We start from the raw sequence: 23,776 nt of genomic DNA, 5'->3' as shown, positions 1-23,776 counted from the left end.
GTCTACGCCTCCTTCTTAATGACGGGTTTCAACATAACTTCAGCAACCTGGCATCCGCGGCCGTTGCCGCCGAGGCCAGCTTCGCGCGTCCACGTGAGCAGAAGCTCGCCTGATGCGGTTGCTGATTTGGGAAGCGCAAATGTCTGTGGCGCAGGAGGCCAAGGACGCAGTTGCATCGGATGAATCTCAGTGGACTCATTTGCCACGAGCTTCGTTTTCACGTTTTTCGAATCGCCAGAGATGACTACCTGAAGGCTGTATTCCACGTTTGGATCAAGTCCCGTGTAGCGCATCTTCAACGGCTCTTCATACAGACTCTCTGCCCAGTGCTTCCATGCCATGGGTTCATCAGCACCAAAGCGGTCGGGGTAGTTAGTGCCAACGTGTGTCGAGCGACGGAAATCAAAATCGCCTTCGACGTTTTCGATGACAAGATGTGGGCGGTTGGTGATGTTACCCAGCTCATCGTAGAAGCCACCGGGGCCGGGGTTGGTGCGATTCAGCAACGCTCGAATCGCACCAATCTTTTCTTCCTGCACTTCAATGGAACTGAGAGCTTTAAGCCGCTTGAGGAAGTAAGGAGCATCCGTAACAGGATGATCGATGGTGTCGAGCGGAGCGCCACGTTCCACGCCTTCACCCTGTAACCGCTCTACTGCAAGCTGCTGATGAATGCTTTGGAACAGAGCATAGCCGAGTTCGCTGATGCGTGTGCGGAGTGCGGGTGCGATCTGCACCACTGCGGCTTTGCGCAAAATCTCAATCGCTTCATCGACAAGATTCTGTGGATCAATACCGTTGGCGGGCATCGGTTCGGGCTTGCCACCCGTGCCCCACGGAACGGAGGCAAAGCCGAAGTCTTCAATGCGCTCCAGTACGCTTTGCGCGCGCGCAAGCTCGCCTGATTCAAAGAGCAAACGTCGGCGCACATATGCATCGCAGCATGCGCGGAACAGTGCTTGCTGCCACCGCCAGTTTTGCAACAAGAAGGGCGAAGCATTCCTCTCAATGGAGAGGAACTTCTGTAGTGTCACGTCAACGAGTTCGTTCGTTGCGAGTCTTCCTTCCCAGTTGTGTTCGAGATCCAAGAGGCCCTGTGCGTATGCGGAACCGTCCCTTGCTCCGATGATGTAGTTGCCAAAGTCGCGAACGGCTTCTGTGGCGGACATCTTCGGATCCCAGGAGACAAGGCTCCAGACGAACTTGTTTACATCGTCATTGACTCCCTCGGAGTAGCTGACGAAGCCGACTGTGTCCTTCAACATGGAACGAAGAATCGCCGCTTCAATTTCAGGGCGGGGATTAATGATTTCGCGTCCCTCTGTCACAACGTAGGCGATATCCCAGTTGTTGATGGAGTACTGCGACTCGATGCTGTGCGTTATGTCTGGATAAAAGCGAATTGGATACTTGGCAGGTAGCGACTTGCGCAGCTCTGAGATGGAGCTTCTGTTTTGCGGACCGAAGACGATACCGTCGAGCCATGACTGCGTCTGCGGATCCGCGGCAAGCTTTAGGAAGTCGGCTAGCCACTCCGCGTTGAAAGATTGTGGTGACATCCACATCTGCAACTTCGGATGTGTCTTGCGCAGGCTTGCCTTCTGCTTTTCCAGAAGCGCCAGCATGTATTTCGGTTCGGTGTGCCCAGGATCGCCACCGGGGACGAACACCACGTCCACGCGTGGAAGATAGTGCAGAACCTCAGCCCAATTGCGCACCTCTGCGTCAACTGTTTGTGCGTCGCCATAGTTCTTGGCCATGGCGGGATACCAGACAGAGACATCCAGATCGTACTTGTCGCAGATGCGCGACATTTCGATCATCATCTGCTGCGGCGGAATGGCGAAGTGTGGGCTGTCTGCATCGTCGTCCGTGATGGGGGGCAGTAGCTCCACCGTGTTCGTGCCGAAGATGGCAAGCTCGCGGATGTATTGATCCCACATCTCCACGGTGAATGCATCGTATGCATTCGTCTTCGGACGAAAGCCAAGCTGATGACCACGTACGGAGTAGTGTGGCGAACTGGTCAGATTCATCGCCTTTAGGTCGCCTGAAACCGCACGGCGCATTAGGCGAAGCGACCGTAGCATTCGTCCTGCACCAAAGATCAGGCCGCGTTCATCGCTACCACACACTGCAATCCACGGGTTGCCACCTTCATTGCCTGTAGCAATGGCATAGGATTCGGCGGGGAGCTTCGTAGCTTTTGCAGCAATGCTGGAGACTGCGGAACCCAATGCATGCCAGTTGGCGCGGGTGCCCAAGTAGATTTTTACTGTGCCGGCAGGTGCAGTGCTTCCCCTGTTCCAAGTGACGCCGCAGCGCTTCATGATCTCGTCGACGACCATGTCTGCCGCAACCACTTCGCGTTTCGAGGGTGAAGAAGGAATGATCACTGTGCAGTGACTGAGGTCGGTCAGGTTGCTTTCGAGCGCGTACAACGCCCTGCTGCCACTGATACAGGAGACGGCAAGTGATGCCGCAGTTCCCTGTAGAAAAGTTCTGCGCTTCATTGTTCCTCCACCGCGTTGCTTGGTTCTTCTCTACGCAAACTGCGTCGAGGAATTCCATGTGCGGCTGTTCACTGTTCGGTTACGCCATGTGTTTGCAAGTCAAAACAGAAACTATATTTACGCCAGCGCTGCGCAATCTGCGGCGCGACGCTTTTCGTATCGGCCCATGTAGGCCGCATAAGCTGCAACGCCAGCCATGCCCAGCATCGGTATGACGAATGCGAGTGCTGTGCTGTGCAATGCTTCTGCGAGCCATCCCATGATTGGTGTGAAGACCGCGCCACCAACGATTGCCATAACGATGAATGATCCGCCGATGTTTGTGTTGGGCCCAAGATCCTTAATTCCAAACGCAAATATTGTTGGGAACATCACCGAAAGGAAGAAGCTGGTCAGCAGCAGGGCGATCACGCCTGCCCACGTGGGAAAGAACATTGCGAAAAGAAGCAATCCCGCATTGGTCAGGCCATAGCAAGTCATAAGGCTGCTTGCGCTAAAGCGCTGCATGAGGCCTGTGGAGATGAAGCGTCCGATTCCAAAGATGATCAGGATGCAGGTGAGCAGCAGGCCGGCCTTCTTGTCGCTGATGTGCACATATTCCTTGGAGTACTGGATGAAGTAACTCCACATGCAAACCTGCGAGCCGCATTGGATGAACTGTGCGAAGACGCCAAACAGAAAGTGCGGTTTGTGAAGTAGCGAACGCCAGTCGCCGCCGGGAGTTTCACAGCTTTCATCGTTTGCATCGAGCTTGGGAAACTTTGTTGCTCCAATGAGGAGAGCCCACACCAGTGCGATGCCGCCAATCACCAGGTACGGTGTAACGACTCGCAGTGTTTCCATGTGCAGATAGCTTGCATAGGTGTGATCTGCCTGCTTGACGGCCACTTCCGCGGGTGAAAGTTCCACCCCCGAGAAGATGAAGATTGTGCCAAGCAAGACACCAGTGATGCACCCGAGAGGATTGAATGCCTGCGCCAGGTTGAGGCGGCGTTCTGATGTCGCTTCAGGGCCAAGCTGTGCAACGAAGGGGTTGGAGGCTGTTTCGAGAAAGGCGAGTCCACTTGCGACTACGAAGAGTGCTCCCAGAAAAAATGCGTACGTGCCGGATATGGCAGCGGGCAGAAAGAGAAAGCATCCTGTGGCAAACAGGCACAGGCCGGCGATCAGTCCGCGCTTATAGCCATAGCGCCTCATCGTCAAGCCCGCGGGCAATGCCAGAACGAAGTATCCAAGATAGAAAGCTGATTGCACGAGTCCCGCTTCAAAGCGAGTCAGCGAGAACGATTTCATGAACTGACGAATCAACACGTCGTTCATGCTGTTCGGAATGCCCCACAGGAAGAACAGGCTGGCCACCAGAGCAAAGGGACGTACCGCGCCTGCGGGAATCAATCGTGCAGAAGTCGTGCGCTCTGCAATTTCAGACTGCTTTGCATTGAAAGCAAAGTCCTGCGCACGCAACTCAGTTGCGCCACTGTGTGTGGTTTCCGTACGTATGATTTCCGGGATCATTGAATCTTTGGACAATTCTGTACTTGTGTTCGTATTATCTGTCATCGCTGCTTCCGGAACCTGTACTGATAGCTCAAGTGCAAGCTGACGTATGAAATAGGTTTCGAAAGCGAACATTAGCCTTCGTCTCATAGAGATGACAAGCAGATACAGGGGGAAATCTGTACTTACAGGTTCTATGAAGACACACAAGTACATGTCAGTGTTTGAGGGGTTGCAGAGAGACATTCTCAGCGGGAAATTTGCACGTGGAAAGCGCCTTCCCAGCGAGACGGAACTCTGCCTGCGGTATAAGGTTTCTCGGCCCACGGCAGCTCGCGCGCTGCGCGAATTGCAACAGATGGGTGTGATCGTGCGGCGCTCTGGAGCAGGAAATTACCTTGCCTCTGAGCCGGCTGTGCAAACGGCAAAGACGCATACGCTTGGCATCTTCGTTCCAGGTCTGGGTAAGACGGAGATTCTTGATCCGATCTGCAACGAGATCACGCGTTTTGCGCAGACGCTTGGCTGCGCTGTGCTGTGGGGAGATGCGACCACTCCCATCGTGACGGGCGCAGATGCGCTTCAGCTTTGCAATGAGTTCATTGCTCGCAAGGTGGATGGTGTTTTCTTTGCGCCTTTTGAATCGATTCCAGATCGAAGCCATTGGAACCGTAAGCTTGCGGATAAGTTGAGTCAGCAGAAGATTCCGCTGGTTCTTCTAGACCGCGACCTGGGCGAATATCCATCGCGTAGTGAGTTCGATCTGGTGGGCATCGACAATGTCGCTGCTTCAATTGCGATCACGACGCATCTGTTGGAACAGGGCCGTAAACGTATCTGCTTCGTTGCGCGTGACAACTTCCCATCCACGACCGACCTGCGCCTATTAGGCTGTCGTGAAGCGGTTCGTCGATTCGGCATGAAGGCTCGGCACCAAATCCCCTACTTTGGCGACCCTTCTGATCCGCGGTTTGTTTCTAACCTGCTTAAGGTCTCTGAGCCGGATGCGATTCTCTGTTCCAACGATCAAACCGCCGCGCTGCTCATGCGTACACTTGCCCAACTGAAGCGTGCGATTCCTGATGAAATTGCCGTCGCGGGTTTTGACGACGTGCACTATTCCACGCTGTTGACACCGCCGTTAACCACCATGCGACAGCCGTGTCGCGAGTTGGCTCAAACTGCGGTGAAAACTCTGATGGAGCGGATTCAGAAGCCTGAGCTTCCTCCGCGACAGATATTTCACTCGCACACGTTGGTCATGCGTCAATCCACAACTCCGTTGGAGTTGCAGGCATAAGGGACAAAGGGAGTCTGTATGATTTCGTTACAACTCGTACGTTGCTCACCGTTGTCGACATATGGTACACATTGCGCACTGCGTTCATTTCCATGTCTGAGTTATCTGTTGCATGCCTCTAAACCCTGCTGATTCCAAGACCGGCCACGCCAGCTCGTATCGCTGGTGGTTGATTGCCATGCTGTGGTGTGTCTGCTTCTGCAATTACGCAGACCGCCAGGCCATCTTCTCCATCTTTCCGTTGCTGCGTACGGATTTGCACTTAACCGATTTGCAACTTGGAGTGGTTGGCTCGTCTTTCATGTGGATGTATGCGCTTGCAGGTCCGCTGGCTGGATGGCTTTCGGATCGCGTTTCTCCGCGCAATGTGATTCTTGGCGCGCTGGCTTTCTGGTCTGTGGTGACGGGCGCTACGGCGGTATGCCATAGCTTCGGCAGCATGGTGTTGTTCCGTACGCTTGGCGGCTTGGGTGAAGCTTTTTATTTCCCCGCCGCAATGGCACTGATCGGTATGTACCATTCTGCGTCGACCCGTTCGCGCGCCATGGCGCTGCACCAGTCTGGCGTATATGCCGGCACCATTGGTGGTGGCGCGCTTTCTGGATTGATTGCGCAGGAACACGGATGGCGTAGTTCGTTCTTGATCTTCGGTGTTGCGGGTGTCGTGTTGATGGTGATTCTGGCGATGGCTTTGCGTCATCCGCCAGAGAAGACAGCGTCCAGCAACAATGAAAGCCGAGCGGACTTCTTCAGCGGGGTGCGCAATGTGTTGGCCAACGGGCGCGTGCTTACGCTGATCTGCGTGTTCATTGGCGCGAACTTCGTCGCGGTTGTGTTCCTGACCTGGCTGCCCACGTACCTATACACAAAGTTCCACCTCAGCCTTGCCAATGCAGGCTTCAGCGCTACCGCATACCTCCAGATGGCGTCAGTCACAGGCGTTTTGCTGGGCGGCATGCTGGCCGATCGGTTTGCCTCGAAGCTTACTGGCGGACGCCAGTTGATTCAGGCAGCAGGTCTGTTTTTAGGTGTTCCATTCCTGTTCCTCACAGGATGGTCGTTGTCCATGGCGGGGTTGATCGTGGGCATGATTGGCTTCGGGTTTTTCAAGGGCATGTACGACGCGAACATCTTCGCCTCGTTGTATGACGTGATTCCCGTAGAACGCCGCGGCGTGGCCGCAGGAACGATGAATTCGCTGGGATGGCTGGGCGGAGGATTTGCTCCCATCCTGATCGCAAAGGCTGCAGGACGCTTTGGCCTGGGTGTGTGCATGAGCGCGACTTCGCTCATTTATCTGTTCCTGGGTGTGGTGCTTCTGCTGTTGGTGCGGAATATGCGAAAGCAGACCGCTACAACAGCAGACTACATCGCGTAAGGCGTGGAGGATTCAAGCGCGGCCAGATGGTTCTCGCGCTCCCAGCGATCGAACTGCTCCAGTCGTTCGTTCGCGCTGGCCTGAATATGCTCTGCGAGGAGGCGCCGGGCTTCCTCAGGGTTGCATTGCAGAACGGCTTGCAGGATCGCACGGTGATGGCGATGGATGCGTTCCAGTTCATCGCGGCGATGGCCGCTTCGCTGAATAGCAAAGATACGCATCATGAGCCGCGTGTCATTGACTACCTTCAGGATGCGCGCGTTGGATGCGATTCGAATCAGCAGCGAGTGGAAGCCCAGATCTGCCACGGTAAACCGCTTCATCTGTTCAGCATTTAGCTCTGCCGAACCACTGGCCTTCAATTCCTTCAGCAACACCTGTGTCTCCGCCAGTAGTCCTTCCAGCCGTTCCTTGTCCGCGGGGCGCACGCCGTTCTGCGCGGCTCGGCCGACTGCGAACACTTCCAGGGCTTCGCGCAGTTCGTACAGGTCGACGATGGACTGACGCGTGAGTTGCGTCACGATAAGGCCGCCACCAGGGCTAAGTTCCAGCAATCCCTCGGCCAACAACTGGCCCGCGGCCTCGCGGATAGGGGTACGGCTGCTGCCCAGTTCGCGGGCCAGAGCAAGTTCGCTCAGGAGCGATCCGGCGCGAAGTTCGCCCGAGGCGATCTTCTGCTGGATGAGTTGGTACGCCTTCATCCTTACGGACGGTTTAGGGCCGGGGTGATGTGTTTTTGAGCGACGGGGCACGCAGCAAGTGTATCGCGGACTTTGTGTGTGCAAATTGTCGACATACGGAACACGAGTCTGCTACATTTCCTTCGATCGGAAATTTTTGAACGGACCTCCCATGACACAAATCCGCGGAGTTTATGCTGCCCTACTGGCCCCTCGCAACGAATACGGTGCAATTGACACCGATAGCCTGCGCAGGCAATTTGACCTTCCTGAACGTGAAAGCATGACGGGCTATGCCGTTAACGGTGCAACTGGTGAATTCACCTATGCCACGCCCGATGAATTGGCCCTGACCCTGAAGATGGCGCGCGCGGTCTCGCCTTCTTCGCGGATTCTGGTCGGCATCGGCGCGGGCGATGTGCGCGGTGCCGTACTCCGCGGTAAGATTGCCGCGTACCACGGCGCGCAGGCGGTATTGCTGCCCATGCCGTCGTTCTTCCCGTACCGGCAGGATGATCTGCGGGCGTTTTCAATGGCCGTTGCGGATGCGGTGCCAATCCCGGTGCTGCTGTACAACCTGCCGCAGTTCACCAGCGGGTTAGAGGTGGACACAGTGCTGTCTCTGTTGCGGTCGCATGACAACATTGTGGGCATTAAGGATAGCGGCGGATCGCTGGACATTGTTCGCGCTATGACGGCGGAGAAGGTCTCGGGTACGCGTATCATCGGCAACGATTCTGCTTTGTGCCCAGCCATGGAAGAGGGCGTGTGTGATGGCGTTGTGTCGGGTGTGGCGTGTGCTCTGCCAGAGCTGATGACAGAGCTGTTTGCCTCCAAGCCCGGTAGCAAAAACTACGAGCTGGCCAAAGAGCTGTTGAAGGAATTCATTGAACATCTAAACCCGCTGCCGACGCCGTGGGGGCTGAAAGTGGCCAGCGAGGTGCGCGGATTCACGCGCGCAAGTTATCCTTTCCCCCTGTCGGCAGAGCGCGTATCAGAGATTGCTTCCTTGCAGACGTGGTTTGCGGATTGGGCCAAACAGGTAGTGAGCACAAAGGTAGGTAAAGCAGCATGAAGCAGGTCTATCTCGTCACCAGCGGCGATCTTCGCCTGAGCGCAAACCGCGTATGTTGGCCAGCGCAGGCCGAACTGGAAGCGCGTTTAACGCAGGTCTTTGCCGATAACGGCTGTGAACTGATCCGTGCATTTCCCGTGGATGAAGAGGCCGGGCACGGATTTATTTCGAGTCAGCGCATGGGCATGGATGTGTTCCGGAATATCCCTGCAGATGCGCCGCTGGTTTTTGCCACGGCTGCGTGGCAGTACACGCACCATGTCTTGCCAGGTATGCGTTCGCATAAAGGACCGATCCTTACCCTGGCGAACTGGTCTGGACAGTGGCCGGGATTGGTTGGCCTGCTGAACCTGAATGGATCACTGGTGAAGGCAGGAGTTCGCTTCTCTACGTTGTGGAGCGAGAACTTCACCGACGACTTTGCATTGAGCGGTTTGCGTGAATGGATTACCACCGGCAATGTGACGCATGATCTGTCCCACGTGGTACTGCTGGATACTGCCAACCTTCCGCCAGAGTCAAACGCGCTGGGCCAGAAGCTGGCCGCAGAGTTGTTGGAGCGGAAGATCATTCTTGGTGTCTTCGACGAAGGCTGCATGGGCATGTACAACGCCATCATTGATGATGAACCGCTGAATCGTGCGGGCTTCTTCAAGGAGCGGCTGAGCCAATCGGCGTTGTTTGCGCGCATGCGGGCTGTAAGCGAAGCCGATGCACAGACTGTGCGCACATGGCTGGATGCGAAGGGCTTGAAGTTCAACACAGGCACAGATGAAGCTAGCGAACTGACAGATCGTCAGATTCTGGAACAGTGCCGCATGTACATTGCCGCGCTGCGCATGGCCGATGAATTTGGTTGCGATAGCGTGGGCATTCAGTATCAGCAGGGACTGAAGGATTTGGCTCCTGCGTCGGACCTGGTAGAAGGTTTGTTGAACAATCCCGATCGTCCGCCGGTCAAGAGCGACGATGGCCGCGAACTCTATGCAGGCGATGCGCTGCCACACTTCAACGAAGTGGACGAGTGCGCCGGCGTGGATGGCGTCATTACGAATCTTTGCTGGAAGGCGCTGGGCCTTGATCCGTCGACCACGTTGCATGATGTGCGTTGGGGCAAGCCGTACGGTGATGATTATGTGTGGCTGTGGCAGATCTCCGGTGCTGCACCGGCGAGCCACTTTGTGGGCGGTTATTCCGGTTCACAGAGTGATCGTCAGCCTGCCATGTATTTCCCGTTGGGTGGCGGCACGCTGAAGGGTATTGGACGCCCCGGTGATGTGGTTTGGAGCCGCGTGTTTGTGGAAGGCGGCGCGATGCACATTGACCTGGGACTGGCTAAGGTCATCACGCTGCCGGAAGACGAAACCGAAGCACGCTGGAACGAAACGACGAAGCAGTGGCCCATGGTCAGCGCAATAACGGAAGGCGTGAGCCGCGACGCCTTCATGGCGCGGCACCGCGCCAACCACGTGAGCATTGCTTATGCGGGCAGCCGCGACGAGGCATTGAAAGCGCTGGCAATCAAGGCCGCCATGTGTTCCGCGCTGGGCATTACCGTTCACCTGTGCGGTGTGCACGTGTAGTCAACCGATCCTGTTTCGCCAGAAGAATGCGCTCTGCGGTATAACGCTTGTACGCCGCAGGGCGCTTCTTTTTTGCCGCGAAACTGAGACGATTCATGCCGACTGCTTCCGCTGAGCCACAAGAGATTCTCCGCGTGACCGCGCTGACCAAGAACTATGCGGGTGTGCGCGCGCTGCGTAATGGCTCGCTGGACCTGCGCGCGGGTGAAGTGAATGCGCTCATCGGTGAAAACGGCGCGGGCAAATCGACGCTGACGAAGATTATTACGGGTGCCATCGCGGCGGACAGTGGTGAACTGAAAATCTTGGGCAATGTGGTGGGAACAAACGATCCCAACATGGCGCGTTCGCTGGGCATCAGCGCCATCTATCAGCAGCCTGCGTTGTTTCCTGATCTCACGGTAGCAGAAAACATTGCGCTTGCTTTGGAGCAAGGGCAGCCCGGCATTCGTGTGAACTGGAAACAGCGCCGCGAGAATGCTCGCCGTTTGTTGGCAGCGGTTGGCAGCAATCTTGATCCGGAACGTCTTGCGAACACGCTGAGCATGGCAGAGCAACAGATTGTGGAGATTGCCAAGGCCCTTGGAGCGGACGCGAAGATTCTTTTAATGGATGAACCCACGGCGTTGTTGAGTGACCGCGAAGTGAATAATCTGTTCGCGCTAATTCGCAGGTTGCGTTCGCAGGGCGTGGCCATGCTGTACATCTCACATCGCCTGGATGAGATTCTCAGCATTGCCGACCGCATCACAGTGCTACGTGATGGCGAAACCGTTGCTGTGCGGCATGCGTCCGATGTCACGAAGCCGGAGTTGATTCAACTGATGGTGGGGCGCTCCATTGAGAGTGTTTTCCCGAAGCGCGAAGTTCCCATCGGTGATGTGGCATTGCAGGTAAGCGGTTTGCATCATGGGGAAGTGGGGCTGCGCAATATCTCTTTTGACGTTCGCAGCGGCGAGATTCTTGGCTTTGCCGGGCTTGTCGGCTCGGGGCGCACAGAGCTTGCGCGCACGCTCTTTGGGCTGACTCCTACAAGTAGCGATGTGATCGTCTTTGGCAATGTGGTGAAGATTGATTCACCTGCTGATGCTGTTGCCGCAGGCATTGCTTATCTTCCGGAAGATCGCCGGCAGCACGGTGTGGTGTTGGAGATGCCGATTGCGCAGAACGTGAGCATGGCGGATCTTTCCCAGGTGTCACGCAACGGTCTGATTCAACGCGATGAAGAAGAGAAGCTTGCGAATCGTTATCGCGAAAGCCTTCGAGTAAAAGCTCCGGATGTACATGTGACGGCGGGATCATTATCTGGTGGCAATCAGCAGAAGGTGGCTTTGTCTCGATGGTTAGCTACCAAACCGAAGATCATGATTCTGGATGAGCCCACGCAGGGCGTGGATGTAGGGTCGAAGGCCGAGATTCATGAACTCATCATGGAGCTTGCCGAGCAGGGGATGGCGGTGATCCTTATCTCGTCAGAACTGCCAGAGGTGATGGGCATGAGCGATCGCATCGCCGTCTTTCACCAAGGCACGATTGCGGGTGTGCTACAACGTGACGCTTGTACGCAGGAGCGGCTGATGGCGCTGGCATTCGGACATGCAGCGGAGGATGCTGCTTGAAGCGCCATACTCAGGAAATCGCGATTGCAGCAGCAAACGTCTTGCTGTTGCTGCTGCTCGCGTTCACGGTGCAAGGGTTCTTCACGGGGGAGAACCTCGCGGATCTATTCCTGGCGAACATGCCGGCGATGCTGATTGCACTGGGCATGACGGCCGTGATCGTTACAGCGCAGATTGATATTTCCATTGGTTCGATCTTTGCCCTGTGCAGCATTGTCGCTGGCGTTACGGCAAAGGCGGGCGCGCCTGCTCCTGTGTTTCTTCTGGCAGCGATTCTTACCGGTGCCGCTTGCGGAGCGTTGAATGGTGCGCTGACCGCATGGGTTCGTATCCCTTCGATTGTCGTCACGTTGGGAACCATGGTGGCGTTGCGTGATGGTTTGCGATGGGCAACGCAAGGCGCGTGGGTGGGTGGATTGCCTGCATCGTTTGTGCGCTTCGGCTTGGCATCGCACACGTACACCGCGAGTGTTTTCATTCTTACCGCGTTGATGACTGCAGGATTCGCATGGGCGTTGCGCAATCTGCGTGTGGGGCGTGCGATCTTTGCAACGGGATCCAATGCGGTGGCCGCGCAGCAGATGGGAATGAATACGCAGCGTGTTGTCTTTGGCGTGTTTGTTTTGACGGGTGCATTGACGGGGCTTGCAGCCACTTTGAATGCAGTGCGATTCCAGCAAGTGCCAAGCAACAGTGGCCTCGGGATGGAGTTGAAGGTGATCGCTGCGGTAGCTGTTGGTGGTGCAGCTATTACTGGTGGATCAGCAACGATAATGGGAACGGTGCTCGGCGTTATTTTGCTCGGCATCATAGGTCCTGCGCTTACGTTCCTTGGTGTCAGCGCGTATTGGGAAAAGGCGCTGCAGGGCGCGATCATTCTTGTTGCCGTCAGCTTTCATGCGTTGAGCCAGTACCGCCGTAAGCGTTCCACGGAGGTGGCTCTTGGTTAAGCGAGTGCGCCTCTCCGTGAATGAAATTGCACTGCTCATCGCGCTGCTGTTGGAGATTCTCTTCTTCGCGGCATCAGCACCCAGCTTTGCCACGTGGGGAAACTTCTTTGAAGTACTGCGCTTCTCTGTAGAGCTTGGGCTGCTGGCTGTTGCGCTGACGCCGATCCTGATTACGGGCGGCATTGATCTTTCGGTTGGTTCCACCATTGGCATCACAGCCGTTTTGTTCGGTGTGATGACGCAAAGCGCGCACTGGAACACGGGTATTGCGATTGTTCTTTCGCTATTGCTGGGACTTGTTGCAGGTGGCATCAATGCTGCGCTGATTGCAGGGTTGCGATTGCCTCCGCTTATCGTCACGCTTGGAACGTATTCGCTGTATCGCGGTGTCGCAGAAGGCATAACGCATGGCGCGGTAAGTTTCACTGGCTTCTCGCCTGCGTTCCTGCATTTTGGGCAGGGATATTTCCTGAAGGTGATTCCGGTACAGTTGCCACTGTTTTTGCTGGTGGTGGCAGCGTATTGGGTTCTGTTGCATCGTTCCGTGATTGGTCGGGCGTTGTATGCAATTGGATTCAATGCAGAGGGCGCGCGTTATGCCGGCATTCCGGTGCGCAAACGTATCGCTCTGATCTACGTTCTGTCCGGCTTGGTGGCGGCACTGGCGGGCATTATTTATGTCGCACATCTTGGGCTGGCGAAGTCAGACCTTGGCACCGGTTATGAGCTGCAGGCGATTGCGGCCATTGTTCTAGGTGGCACGAGTGTCTTTGGTGGTCGCGGCACCATCTTCGGATCGTTGTTGGGATTGTTTTTCCTGAGTGTGCTGCAGAACGGCATGCACCTGATGGCGTTGCCGAGCGAACTGAATGGCGTGCTGACGGGAGTGTTGCTGCTGCTGATTGTCTCGGCGGATCAGCTTCACAGGAAGAAGGCTCCAGCGGAAGCGGGAACGGCAAAGCGTACCCCGATGATTGCGGTTGCTGTGGTTACGCTGCTGGCGGTTGGTGTCTTCTTTGCGATGCGCTCAAAGCATGGCGGTACTACACAGCAACTTACTGTCGCTGTTATGCCAAAAGCGAAGGGCGATCCTTACTTCATCAGTGCGCGTGCGGGTGCGGAAGAGGCTGCGAAAGAACTGCACGTGAACATGATTTGGGACGGTCCTACGAGTCTGGATGCGTCACAGCAGAATGAGCTGGTTGAGAACTGGATTACGCGTGGCGTGAACGCGATTGTGGTTGCCGTTGAAAACAAGGGCAGCATCTCCACGGTCCTACGCAAGGCGCGTGAACACGGTATCGCTGTGCTGACTTGGGATGCTGATGCGAAGACCGATGCCCGTGATTACTTTCTGAATCAGGCGACGCCGGAAGGCATTGGTACTGCGCTTGCCGATGAGGCTGCTTTGTTACTACCGCAGGGGGGCGACTTCGCCATCGTCACCGGCGCGTTGAGTGCGGAGAATCAGAACGACTGGATTCGCAACATTAAAGCGCGTGTCGCGGCAGCGCATCCCAATCTGCGGTTGGCAACGATTCAGCCCAGCGATGATGATCGCGATAAGGCATTCAGCGCTACGCAGACGATTCTGAAAGCATATCCGCAGGTGAAGATGGTCATCGCGATCTCTGCACCTGCTGTGCCGGGAGCGGCAGAAGCGGTGCAGCAATCTGGCCGCTCGGATGTTGACGTGATCGGGCTTTCACTGCCGAGCATCTGCCGTACTTACATTCATCGCGGCACGGTGCAGGCGATCTATTTGTGGAACACGAAGGATCTCGGCTACCTGACTGTCTATGCCGGAGCTATGAAGGCGGAAGGAAAGATCCCGGCGAACGCGACATCATTCCATGCAGGACGCCTGGGCGATCTGACGGTGCAGGGAAGCGAGATCATCCTGGGCAAACCGTTGAAGATTGATCGCAGCAATGTCGATCAGTTGCAGTTTTAAGTCACTATTTCTCTAAGGACGGGCTGCCCATGTCATGCCGTCTGGTTCGTCGCCTACGACAAACTTTCCTGTCATCGTTAGCTGATTCAGATCGATGACGGCGACGTAGTTATCTGGTGAGCAGGCGACGAATGCGCGTGTGCCGTCTGGCTGCATCACGATGCCTGCTGCGCCGTGGCCAATGGGAATCCGCTTTTCTACTTTGCGGGTATGTGCATCGAGAATGGTTAGGTCGGAGCCGCTCAGAGTTGAAACAAGAACGCGACGCCCGTCTGGTGTGAACTTCAGTCGGTTCGCTCCCGCAACGTTGACCTGCAGGGTTTGCACCACACTTTTGTTCTGGCGATCAATGATGGAGATGGTGCCGTCCTGCGCATTCGCAACCCAGACCTCACGCCCATCAGGTGAAAGGTCGAAGCCTTCGGAGCCATTGCCTACGCGCACTACGGTCTGATTCCAATCTGTGCGCCCGCCCGGTCCACCCTGCGGAGGTCGCGGTGCACCCGGGGGAGGTGTCATTCCCGGCGGAGGTCCGGGCATGCGGACGGACTCTTTGTCGATGAGGCTGACGGTGCCAGAACTGACATTCGTGGTGATGATGTGATCGCCGCCCGGCGTGACTGAAATCATGTGCGTGCGGTTTTGTCCGGTACCCACGACGAGATCGACTTTGCCTGCCACGGGGTCGTATCGGCCCATCACCTTTGCGCCTTCAGCGGTGAACCATACTTTGCCGTCGACAAACGTGAGTCCGTGCGGCCCCGTTAGTGCTCCCAGATCGATGGCCTTTTCCGGTTGGTGACGCACGAGATCGATCACCGCTAAAGAGTGAAACGCTCCCGAGCCGTAGTTGGATACATAGGCTGTGTGGCCGTCGGATGAGGCGGTGACTTCATGTGGGTCATCGCCGACAGGCACCTTTGCGATCACCTTGAGATTGCTGGGATCTACGATGGCCAGAGCATGTTCGCGTTTGGAGATGACAAGCAGGGCGGATTTGGGGGTGTCCTGTGCCTCAACTGTCATGCCAGCTACGAGGAAACCTGCGACGATGGCGGCTACTGACAGTCTTCTGTGCAAGCGGTCGGCACTGTAACGCTGGGGACGAACGTGTTTTGAGTCTCTTGCAGGAATCGCCATAGAATCCTCCGCAAATTCTCGACCTTGACCCATTCATGAAAACTCATCCATGCCTTGTCAAGTGTTACGGTGGCAGGTTGGTCCGTCGCGTAGCGGAGAATGGCAGGTTCGCAGGAATCGCCATTCGTATGGTGGGCTTTTATAATCGGCAACGCCAGCCGCCGCGTTGCGCCATTGCGGTGAAAAGCCTGAACAGGATCGGGCCTTACAGAATACGGAATCAGGTTACCTTCAATTTTTTGTAAAAGGACATCGCATGCGCTCTTCGCATTCCCTTCTTCTCTCGGCGGGCCTACTCATGGTTCTGACCGGTTGCAAATCTGCCCCGAAGACCGAGACGACCTCTGGTCCGGCTCCGCTGACCATGGATACCGCGAAGGGGCCGCGTATCTATGCGACCGATGAAGTTTCCGGCGAACTGACCGTGATCGACGCCACGACGATGACGCGGTTGGAACAGTTGAAGATCGGCACGCGTCCGCGTGGTATCCACGCAAGTCTTGACGGAAAGACCCTCTACATCGCTTTGAGCGGAACGCCCATTGCTGGTCCTGGGGTAGATGAGAGCACTCTACCTCCCAGCGACCACTCTAAGGACGGTATTGGTGTTTTTGATGTGGCGCAGAACAAGCTGGTGAAGATCATCCCCGGCGGCAGCGATCCGGAAAACTTTGATCTGAGCAAGGATGGCAAGAAGATTTACGTCTCCAACGAAGACGAATCGGCTGTTTCCATCATCGATATTGATTCGGGCAAGGTGGAAGCCACGATGAAGATGGGTGCGCAGCCGGAAGGCGTGAAGACTTCGCCGGACGGTACGTTCGTCTACGTCACCAGCGAAGAGACAGGCACTATCTCCGTGCTGGACCCGGTGAAGAAGAAGATCACGGCCACCTTTAAGGTGGGCCACCGTCCGCGCAATGTAGCTTTCACTCCCGATGGCAAGACGGCGTACATCAATGCTGAAAACGACGCCTCGGTGGTGGTGGTAGACGTTGCCTCGCACAAGATGGTGAAGACGATTGAGATGGGAACGCCCGGGCAGGTGAAGCCCATGTTTGTGCTGCTTTCTCCGGATGCTTCCAAGCTTTACGTTTCCACAGGCCGCGGTGGCAAAGTTGCCGCTATCGACACGGCCACCAACACCGTCGCCGGAGACGTGGCGGTGGGCAAGCGTCCGTGGGGCATTGCGCTTTCGCCCGATGGCAAGACGCTATATACCGCCAATGGCCCATCCAACGACGTGAGCGCTGTTGATTTGGCAACGCTTACGGTTAAAGCCAAGGCTCCTTCCGGCGGTAGCCCGTGGGGACTGGTGGTTCTGCCGTAAACTTTCCGTACCGTCGGCAAACGGAGTTTCACAGCATGCAAAGCCGTTGCAACGGCACCGCGACTTTGTATCTCCGTTTGCCGTCTATCTTTAGGACAGAACATATCCGGCAGCCAGTTTGCCGGAAAGGAAAATGATGCGACCGACCCTGACCCTTTCGCTCCTTGCCGCCACGCTGACTTTTGCCGCAGGCGCCCACGCTCAGTTGAGCGAGGCCGCCACCCACGGCAAGGCCACCTTCGATGCGAAGTGTGCCCTGTGCCACAACGCTGACAGCACCGACAAGAAGATCGGACCGGGCCTGAAGGGCCTGTACGCACGCGGTACCCTGGCCGACGGCACCACCAAGGTGACGGATGCCACCGTGACGGAGCGCATTGAAAACGGCAAAGTCCCCATGCCGCCCTTCAAGGATCAATTGAAGCCGGAAGAGATCAAGGAACTGGTTGAATATCTGAAGACGCTGTAAAGCTGACGACGGAATAGAAGGGCGTGGTCCAATGGCCGCGCCCTTTTCTATTTCACGTCGCTGGATTCGGACTGGGAGTCGATGGCCGCTTGTACGCGAACCGGACGGTCCGCGTGGAAGGTCTTCTTATAAGCGCCGATCCAGTCGTTTGCAATCTCTCGCTGAGCCTCGCCCAGGCTCATCTGGCCGCTGCATACCATGCCGTGCAGGCGGGTCTCCAGCGCGTCTTTGGCCTGAGCGTTCCATACCGTGGCGTGATAGGGCTCCGGCCACAGGTTCTGAAACTCATCATTGCCGCCAAGCTGCGGATTGATGAGGTAATCCACCTGATAGGCACGCGAGGCGCGATCATCCAGTCCGTACGCCGCGAAGACCGCTCGCTGTTTCTCCGCTGTGACGACGGGATCCAGATTGTCGTCCGGCATGATGCATAGCTCCGACAACTCTGCATTCCGAACGGCACCCGGTGTGATGTTGTGGTTCGGCTCTGGACCGGTTTCCTCATAGGACACCATGGCATTTTGCGGCAGTGCGTAAAAGTGCCGATAGGTCAGCGCGCCTACTCCAAGCAGTAGAACCGCGGCAACCTTCATCATCAGCCGAGGGTTCAGCCATGCGGGACGGCGTGCTTCTGCGGTTATCGCGATACGTTGTGCCAAGCCTTCCCGCGCGGTATCTGGCGGGGCAACCTGTGGTTCCAGCACGGTCACTTCGGCGAGCAACCCCGTAAAGGCATCGCGACGCTGACGACATGCGGAGCACTGTTCCAGATGTTCGGCCACCTCCGCTGCATGGCTTTCCTGCAGTTCGCCATCCATCATCAGGAGTAGTGTTTCGTCCGAAATGTGAGGGGAGATCATCGCTGTTCCGTCCTCTGCAACCGTTCAAACGAACGCGCCAAAGATGCTGCCACACTGCCCAGTGAGATACCCAGCGTGGAAGCGATTTCGCGATAACGCAAACCGTCTGCGCGCAGCAGAAGGCACATGCGGTCAGTCTCTGTTAGCGCTTCCACCACGGCACGAAGACGCTGCTGCCGTTCCTGGAAGAGAACCGTTTCTTCAGGGCCGGGTTGATGATCGCTGACTTCCATTTCGGCGTTGGCTTCCACCACGGCGACCCTCTGCTCTGCATGGACGCTGGCGCGTCGCTTTAGAGACAGATTGTGTGTGGTGCGATACACCCATCCGGGAAGATTTTCGCGCGAACGTCCGGCACGCAGATGGCGGAACAGGGCAAGGAAGACTTCCTGCAGAACATCTTCACCATCCGGGACAGACAAACCAAACGAAACGGAATAGCGCAGCAATCGGCTGTGCAGCGTGTCGTAAAGGGAAAGCACTTCTGCCTGCAGCGCAGTCGTTTCCTCCGCGGAACCTAACGTTGCGGAGGGGTTGAAAAAACCTTCAGGGCTGCTGGACAGGAAAGACATGGTTCGCGCCCCAATTATGCGTGACGAGAGGTGTGGTTGTCGCGCGGAAGAATTTTGCAAAAAAATCCTGAACAAAATCGATTCAAACGGAATTAGCAATTGAACGCTCACTCCTTCCCTCCACTGGTACCCACCGGTGGAGTGGCTTTTCTTACGGGCCAGCGCCCGCCAGGTTCGACTTTGCTTCTGAGGCTGCTTCGCATCATGTACCGATATCAACGCACTGCTCTTCTGCTTGCCGGGCTAGGTTTGGCCCAGGCATGCGTCACGGCTACGGCACAATCGTCAGCCGGTAACCTGCGCCTTCACGTTCGCGACTCTTCGGGCGCGGCTATTTCTGCCAAAGGTACTCTTTACGGCCCTACCGCGGGCCATTCGCAGGTGGTGGAGTCGGCCTCAGACGGATCGCTTCAGGTAAGCGACCTGGCTCCTGGCCGTTACACGCTGGAACTCTCGCAGACAGGCTTTGCGGAGCGGCGTAGCACCTTCGTTGTGAGGTCGGGAGCGACCATTACACAAGACATCATTCTGACTGTGGGCGGTGTGAATACCACGGTGGATGTCATCGCATCCACGCCGATCGGTGCTTTGAATGTGCCGCTGAAAGATGTACCGGTGCCGGTGCAGACATTGTCCGCGCAGACGCTGCTCGATACGAATGCCATCGATCTTACGGATGCGATGAAGCGCCGTCTAAACGGCGTCTATGTCAACGAGAACCAGAACAACCCGTTCCAGCCCGATGTGAACTATCGCGGCTACACGGCGTCTCCTCTTGTCGGATCGCCCGCTGGTCTCTCGGTGTACATGGATGGCGTGCGCCAGAATCAGCCTTTCGGCGATGTGGTGCAGTGGGATCTGATTCCGAAGGTTGCCATCAGCTCCATGGAACTGATTCCCGGTTCGAATCCGTTGTACGGCCTGAACACGCTTGGCGGTGCGATCGCCGTGCAGACCAAAGACGGTATCGCGAATCAGGGCTTTGTCATTTCCGGTTATGGTGGTTCGTTCGGACGCCGTGCAGTGGACGCTGAGTATGGCGGCAACAAGGGAGCGTGGAACTGGTTCGCTGCCGGCACGCTGTATCACGAGGATGGATGGCGTACTCTTTCTCCGTCCAGTGTGCGTCAGGGCTTTGCCAAGCTGGGTTACGCGCAGGGCGGCACTCTGGTGTCACTGTCTGGCGGCTATGCCATTAACAATCTGACTGGCAATGGTACGCAGGATTTCCGTGCGATCAATCGCACCACTGGCCTGAATCACGGCTACAACAGCGTGTATTCCATCCCCGATGTCACCTATCAGCACCAGCCTTTCCTTACGCTGAACGTGACGCAGGCGATCTCCAGTTCCGTCACGATCAATGCGAATGCTTACGTTCGCTATACGCGCCAGAACACTGCGAACGGTGACATCAATGACGACAGCTTTGACCAGTCGCTGTATACGCTAAGCGCTGGTGACAAAACAGCGCTGACGAAAGCGGGTATTCCTTATCCCAGCACCGTGCAAAATGCTTCGACGGTTCCATTCCCTTATCTCCGTTGCATCGCGCAGACACTGCAAAAGGACGAACCGTACGAGAAGTGCACCGGCGTGGATACGGATACTGTTACCCGCCAGCATGCTGCTGGTTTCAGCGGCGTTTTGAACTGGAACACGACTCACAATAAGTTGTCCGTTGGTGCTGGATTTGATCGCGGCGGGCTGACCTTTCAGCAGACTGGACAGTTCGGTTATCTGAATACGGACGGCATCAGCATTACACGTGTAAACGCATTCCTCGATGGCACCTACACCGATGATGACGGCACCGTCATCGACAATCGCGTGAACCTGCACGGTACAACAACGACGCCGAGCTTCTTCGTGACCGATACCTTCAGTCTGAACAAGTGGGTGTTGAACGTTGGTGGGCGTTATAACCACACGAGCATCAACAATGTGGACCGCCTGCCACCTGCCAGCTATCGCGGCACGCTGACTGCGGTAAACAACTTCCAGCGTTTCAATCCGACTGCGGGCATTGTGTACAAAGCCAGCAGCCTGTTGAACGGATACTTCAACTACGACGAGAGCAGCCGCGCCCCAACATCCACAGAGCTTGGTTGCGCCGATCCGAATTTCCCCTGCTCGCTGCCGAATGCGTTGGTCAGCGATCCGCCGCTGAAGCAGGTGGTGAGCCGTACGTTTGAGTTCGGCTTCCGTGGTAACCCGGATGGACGCTATCGCTGGTCCGCTGGATACTTCCACACCAACAACTACGATGATCTGCTCTTCGTGGCAGCACAGGCCACTGGTTATGGATACTTCCAGAACTTTGGCAAGACGCGTCGTCAAGGTGTGGAGGCCGCCGCTTCAGCACATTTGCGCAAGCTTGATGCAGGTGCGGAATACACCTTCCTGCAAGCTACCTATCAGAGTTCGCAGACGATTGAAGCAGACAGCAACAGCAGCAACAGTAACGCTAAGAGTGGAGAGAAGGGCGTGGCCGATGGTGGGCTGATCACCATTCAGCCCGGAAACAACATTCCGCAGGTGCCGCAGCACATGTTCAAGCTCTACTCGGATTATCATCCGTTGCTGAAGCTGGGCATCAGTGCAGACTTTAACCTCATCAGCTCAAGCTATGTTCGCGGCAATGAGAACAACCAGCATCAGGCTGATGGCGTGTACTACCTGGGAAGTGGCAAGAGCCCTGGCTTTGGCGTTGTGAACCTGGGTTCCAGCTACAACATCACCTCGCACTTCCAGCTCTTCGCGCAAATCAACAACCTGCTGAACCGCCATTACTACACGGCTGGCCAGCTTGCCACCACGCCGTATGACGCGAATGGCAACTTCGTTGCGCGTCCATTCGCGGCGTATGCTTCGGGCGATTATGCCGTGCGTAACACGACCTACCTTGCACCGGGAGCGCCTATTGCCGTATTCGGCGGCTTGCGTGTAACCCTGGGCAAACGCTAGTTCGTTCCGAACGTAATACCAAGGCCCGCGAAAAATCGCGGGCCTTATCTTTTACATCTTTCTTATTCCTGAGGCGTTAGCATCAGACTGTCGTGTCTGAATCTGTTCGCAAGTTAGTCGCCCGTTTTGACTGGCACAAGTCGGAGCCTCTGCATGCATTGCTTTGCATGCCGGGTCTGGCGCTGCCGTTGATTGTGGGCATTCACTACGGTTATCCAGGCACCGCTGCGTTGATGGTGGGCGGAGCGCAGTGTGTGGGCTTTGGGTCCTATCAGCAGCCGTTGTTTACGCGTTCGGGCGCGATGCTTGCAGCCTCGTTCGGCATTGCTCTCTCTGCCCTTGTCGGGGCACTGTGCCGTGACAACACTGTTGCGCTGTTGCTCACAACAATTCTGTGGGCCGTTCTGTATGCGTTTTCCAACAGCATTAGCACCGCGACTGCGTGGGTGGGGCAGCAATGTTGCATCTTCCTTGTTATTTCGGCTGCTGCTCCGAACACGCCGGGAACGACGCATGACCTGCTGTACTCCGCATTGCTGAGAGGCGCAGGCGTGCTTGCGGGTGGCTTGCTACAGTTTTCGATTTTGTGGATCTTCCGTCTGTGGCTGCCAGAGGCGCATACAAAATTCAGTCGCATTGATTTTGATCCGACACGATTCCAGAGAGCTTTTCTGAAGGAACAACTCTCACCCGGCAGTGGCACATTTCAGTTTGCGTTGCGCATGGCCGTAACGGCGGCAGTGGCCGTCTGGATCTATAAGGCGCAAACGTGGACAAGCGCTTACTGGATCGCCATGACCGCGCTGCTTCTTCCCAAGCCGGAGTTTGTACAGACCATGGCGCGAGGTCTACTGCGGGCCGCAGGCACTCTGATCGGCGCGGCGCTCTGCACGTTGATTGTGGTGGAATTTCATCCCAGCGGCATGTGGCTTGCGTTTTACGTTCTGGTCTTTCAGGCAGCCACGTATCTGCTGAACACCGTCAATTACGGTGCATTTGCTGTCACGTTGACTGGTTATATTTGTTTCGTTCTGGCGGTGGCGCGCCAGCCACCACGCGAGGTGCTACTGCATCGCGTGATGGCCACGCTCATCGGTACAGGTGTGGCCTTGAGTGTCCACATTGCATTTCGCTATGGACGCAGGCTGCTGCATATCAAGCCACCAAAGATTCATTCCCTAGAGGGAGATACGCAGGTCTAACGTTCCCTATTGCACGTTGTGGCCAATGTCACGTGCGCCGCCAGCTTCACGTAGATAGTCTTCAATTGCTTCGGCGAGTACGCCTTTAGCTTCCAGCACAAGCTCGATCGCATCGCGTCCTGCACCGTGGCCACCGGCATGTGTCGTTACATAATGTGCGACGGCCTTCACAGGCTCACGAGCATTCCACGTAGCAATGGCCAGACCCACAGAGCGCATCGGTGGCAGATCGATAATGTCATCGCCGACGTAGCAGATCTCCTCGAGAGTGACGTCGCCTTCCTGCATGATCTGGCGAATGGCGTCCATTTTCTGCTGCGATCCCTGATGAATGAACTCCACTTTCAGATCGCGCAAACGAACTTCGACGGTGTCGCTGGTGCGTTTGGTAATGGCGCCAAAACGCAAGCCCGCAATGCGACCGATGCCCATACCCAGGCCATCGTGCGCTGAAAATCCTTTCACTTCCACGCTGCTGATAAAGCCATCCTCGCGTTTGCCGGTGGGAATGAACCACAGCGTTCCGTCTGTAAGTACTCCATCCACATCAAACACAATGACTTTGATCTTTTCTGCGCGTGCTTTCAGTTCTGCATCCATGTCTCCATCATCTCAGAGCATCTCCGATCACCTAGATCTGCCGCAGTGTCTCGAGCATTTACGCTGGCATGAAAAGCGAAGAAATCA

18 protein-coding genes are annotated in these 23,776 nt (G+C 56.2%); 11 read left to right on the top strand and 7 right to left on the bottom strand.

Translation table 11 applies throughout. From position 1 onward, the window contains the following. Positions 1–2: 2 nt before the first annotated feature. Positions 3–2,513 carry a hypothetical protein gene (locus BLT38_RS15310; protein ID WP_083345959.1) on the bottom strand — a complete coding sequence of 837 codons (2,511 nt, stop codon included), beginning with the start codon at positions 2,511–2,513 and terminating at the stop codon, positions 3–5. Between the two features lie 117 nt (positions 2,514–2,630). Beyond that, positions 2,631–4,028, bottom strand: a complete 1,398-nt coding sequence (gene fucP, locus BLT38_RS15305; RefSeq protein WP_083347126.1) for an L-fucose:H+ symporter permease — start codon at positions 4,026–4,028, stop codon at positions 2,631–2,633. Positions 4,029–4,224: 196 nt separating this feature from the next. On the opposite strand from fucP, the gene BLT38_RS15300 reads away from it, so the two are divergent. Together BLT38_RS15300 and BLT38_RS15295 are read left to right on the top strand one after the other, a co-directional pair. Further along, a complete protein-coding gene (locus BLT38_RS15300) occupies positions 4,225–5,310 on the top strand; it encodes a substrate-binding domain-containing protein (protein WP_231966546.1) in 1,086 nt (361 codons plus the stop codon). Between the two features lie 112 nt (positions 5,311–5,422). Continuing rightward, positions 5,423–6,688, top strand: coding sequence for an MFS transporter (locus BLT38_RS15295; protein WP_083345957.1), 1,266 nt, complete (start codon positions 5,423–5,425; stop codon positions 6,686–6,688). Here the strand turns inward: BLT38_RS15295 and BLT38_RS15290 are convergent. Next, positions 6,676–7,440, bottom strand: coding sequence for a GntR family transcriptional regulator (locus BLT38_RS15290; RefSeq protein WP_231966545.1), 765 nt, complete (start codon positions 7,438–7,440; stop codon positions 6,676–6,678). The genes BLT38_RS15295 and BLT38_RS15290 overlap by 13 nt on opposite strands. A 100-nt stretch (positions 7,441–7,540) precedes the next feature. On the opposite strand from BLT38_RS15290, the gene BLT38_RS15285 reads away from it, so the two are divergent. The 5 genes from BLT38_RS15285 to BLT38_RS15265 all read left to right on the top strand — a co-directional run bounded on the left by BLT38_RS15285 (position 7,541) and on the right by BLT38_RS15265 (position 14,549). Beyond that, the gene (locus tag BLT38_RS15285; RefSeq protein ID WP_083345955.1) at positions 7,541–8,443 is read left to right on the top strand and encodes a dihydrodipicolinate synthase family protein; all 903 of its coding nucleotides are present in this window, start codon (positions 7,541–7,543) and stop codon (positions 8,441–8,443) included. After that, positions 8,440–10,026: a fucose isomerase gene (locus tag BLT38_RS15280; RefSeq protein WP_083345954.1), complete on the top strand. Its 1,587-nt coding sequence runs from the start codon at positions 8,440–8,442 to the stop codon at positions 10,024–10,026. The genes BLT38_RS15285 and BLT38_RS15280 overlap by 4 nt, the downstream gene beginning before the upstream one ends. 95 nt (positions 10,027–10,121) lie before the next feature. Continuing rightward, a complete protein-coding gene (locus BLT38_RS15275; RefSeq protein ID WP_083345953.1) occupies positions 10,122–11,645 on the top strand; it encodes a sugar ABC transporter ATP-binding protein in 1,524 nt (507 codons plus the stop codon). Further along, positions 11,642–12,595 (top strand): ABC transporter permease, encoded by a 954-nt coding sequence (locus BLT38_RS15270; protein ID WP_083345952.1) that lies wholly within the window; start codon positions 11,642–11,644, stop codon positions 12,593–12,595. The genes BLT38_RS15275 and BLT38_RS15270 overlap by 4 nt, the downstream gene beginning before the upstream one ends. Further along, entirely contained in the window at positions 12,588–14,549 is a 1,962-nt protein-coding gene (locus BLT38_RS15265; protein WP_083345951.1) for a substrate-binding domain-containing protein, read from the top strand. The genes BLT38_RS15270 and BLT38_RS15265 overlap by 8 nt, the downstream gene beginning before the upstream one ends. Positions 14,550–14,561: 12 nt before the next feature. Here BLT38_RS15265 and BLT38_RS15260 read toward each other — a convergent pair whose 3' ends face one another. Beyond that, complete coding sequence (locus BLT38_RS15260) at positions 14,562–15,689, bottom strand: YncE family protein (protein ID WP_231966544.1); 1,128 nt, start codon at positions 15,687–15,689, stop codon at positions 14,562–14,564. A gap of 256 nt (positions 15,690–15,945) precedes the next feature. On the opposite strand from BLT38_RS15260, the gene BLT38_RS15255 reads away from it, so the two are divergent. Both BLT38_RS15255 and BLT38_RS15250 read left to right on the top strand, forming a co-directional pair. Beyond that, positions 15,946–17,019 carry a beta-propeller fold lactonase family protein gene (locus BLT38_RS15255; protein WP_083345950.1) on the top strand — a complete coding sequence of 358 codons (1,074 nt, stop codon included), beginning with the start codon at positions 15,946–15,948 and terminating at the stop codon, positions 17,017–17,019. Positions 17,020–17,152: 133 nt separating this feature from the next. After that, positions 17,153–17,488: a c-type cytochrome gene (locus BLT38_RS15250; RefSeq protein WP_047490538.1), complete on the top strand. Its 336-nt coding sequence runs from the start codon at positions 17,153–17,155 to the stop codon at positions 17,486–17,488. Between the two features lie 47 nt (positions 17,489–17,535). Here the strand turns inward: BLT38_RS15250 and BLT38_RS20555 are convergent, their stop codons facing one another. Both BLT38_RS20555 and BLT38_RS15240 read right to left on the bottom strand, forming a co-directional pair. After that, entirely contained in the window at positions 17,536–18,348 is an 813-nt protein-coding gene (locus BLT38_RS20555) for an anti-sigma factor family protein (RefSeq protein ID WP_156785154.1), read from the bottom strand. Next, positions 18,345–18,920 (bottom strand): RNA polymerase sigma factor, encoded by a 576-nt coding sequence (locus tag BLT38_RS15240; RefSeq protein WP_083345949.1) that lies wholly within the window; start codon positions 18,918–18,920, stop codon positions 18,345–18,347. The genes BLT38_RS20555 and BLT38_RS15240 overlap by 4 nt, the downstream gene beginning before the upstream one ends. Before the next feature lie 204 nt (positions 18,921–19,124). Here BLT38_RS15240 and BLT38_RS15235 point away from each other — a divergent pair, with 204 nt between their 5' ends. Both BLT38_RS15235 and BLT38_RS15230 read left to right on the top strand, forming a co-directional pair. Continuing rightward, positions 19,125–21,887 carry a TonB-dependent receptor gene (locus BLT38_RS15235; RefSeq protein ID WP_083345948.1) on the top strand — a complete coding sequence of 921 codons (2,763 nt, stop codon included), beginning with the start codon at positions 19,125–19,127 and terminating at the stop codon, positions 21,885–21,887. A gap of 92 nt (positions 21,888–21,979) precedes the next feature. Then, complete coding sequence (locus tag BLT38_RS15230) at positions 21,980–23,089, top strand: FUSC family protein (RefSeq protein ID WP_231966543.1); 1,110 nt, start codon at positions 21,980–21,982, stop codon at positions 23,087–23,089. A 6-nt stretch (positions 23,090–23,095) separates the two neighbouring features. Here BLT38_RS15230 and BLT38_RS15225 read toward each other — a convergent pair whose 3' ends face one another. Further along, positions 23,096–23,689, bottom strand: coding sequence for a KdsC family phosphatase (locus BLT38_RS15225; protein WP_083345946.1), 594 nt, complete (start codon positions 23,687–23,689; stop codon positions 23,096–23,098). Positions 23,690–23,776 lie beyond the last annotated feature (87 nt).

Origin of the sequence: Terriglobus roseus (assembly GCF_900102185.1) — a bacterium.
In the GTDB taxonomy this organism is placed as follows: domain Bacteria; phylum Acidobacteriota; class Terriglobia; order Terriglobales; family Acidobacteriaceae; genus Terriglobus; species Terriglobus roseus_A.
Note: the sequence above shows the minus strand (reverse complement) of the source record. Positions and strands in the feature narration are given on the sequence as shown.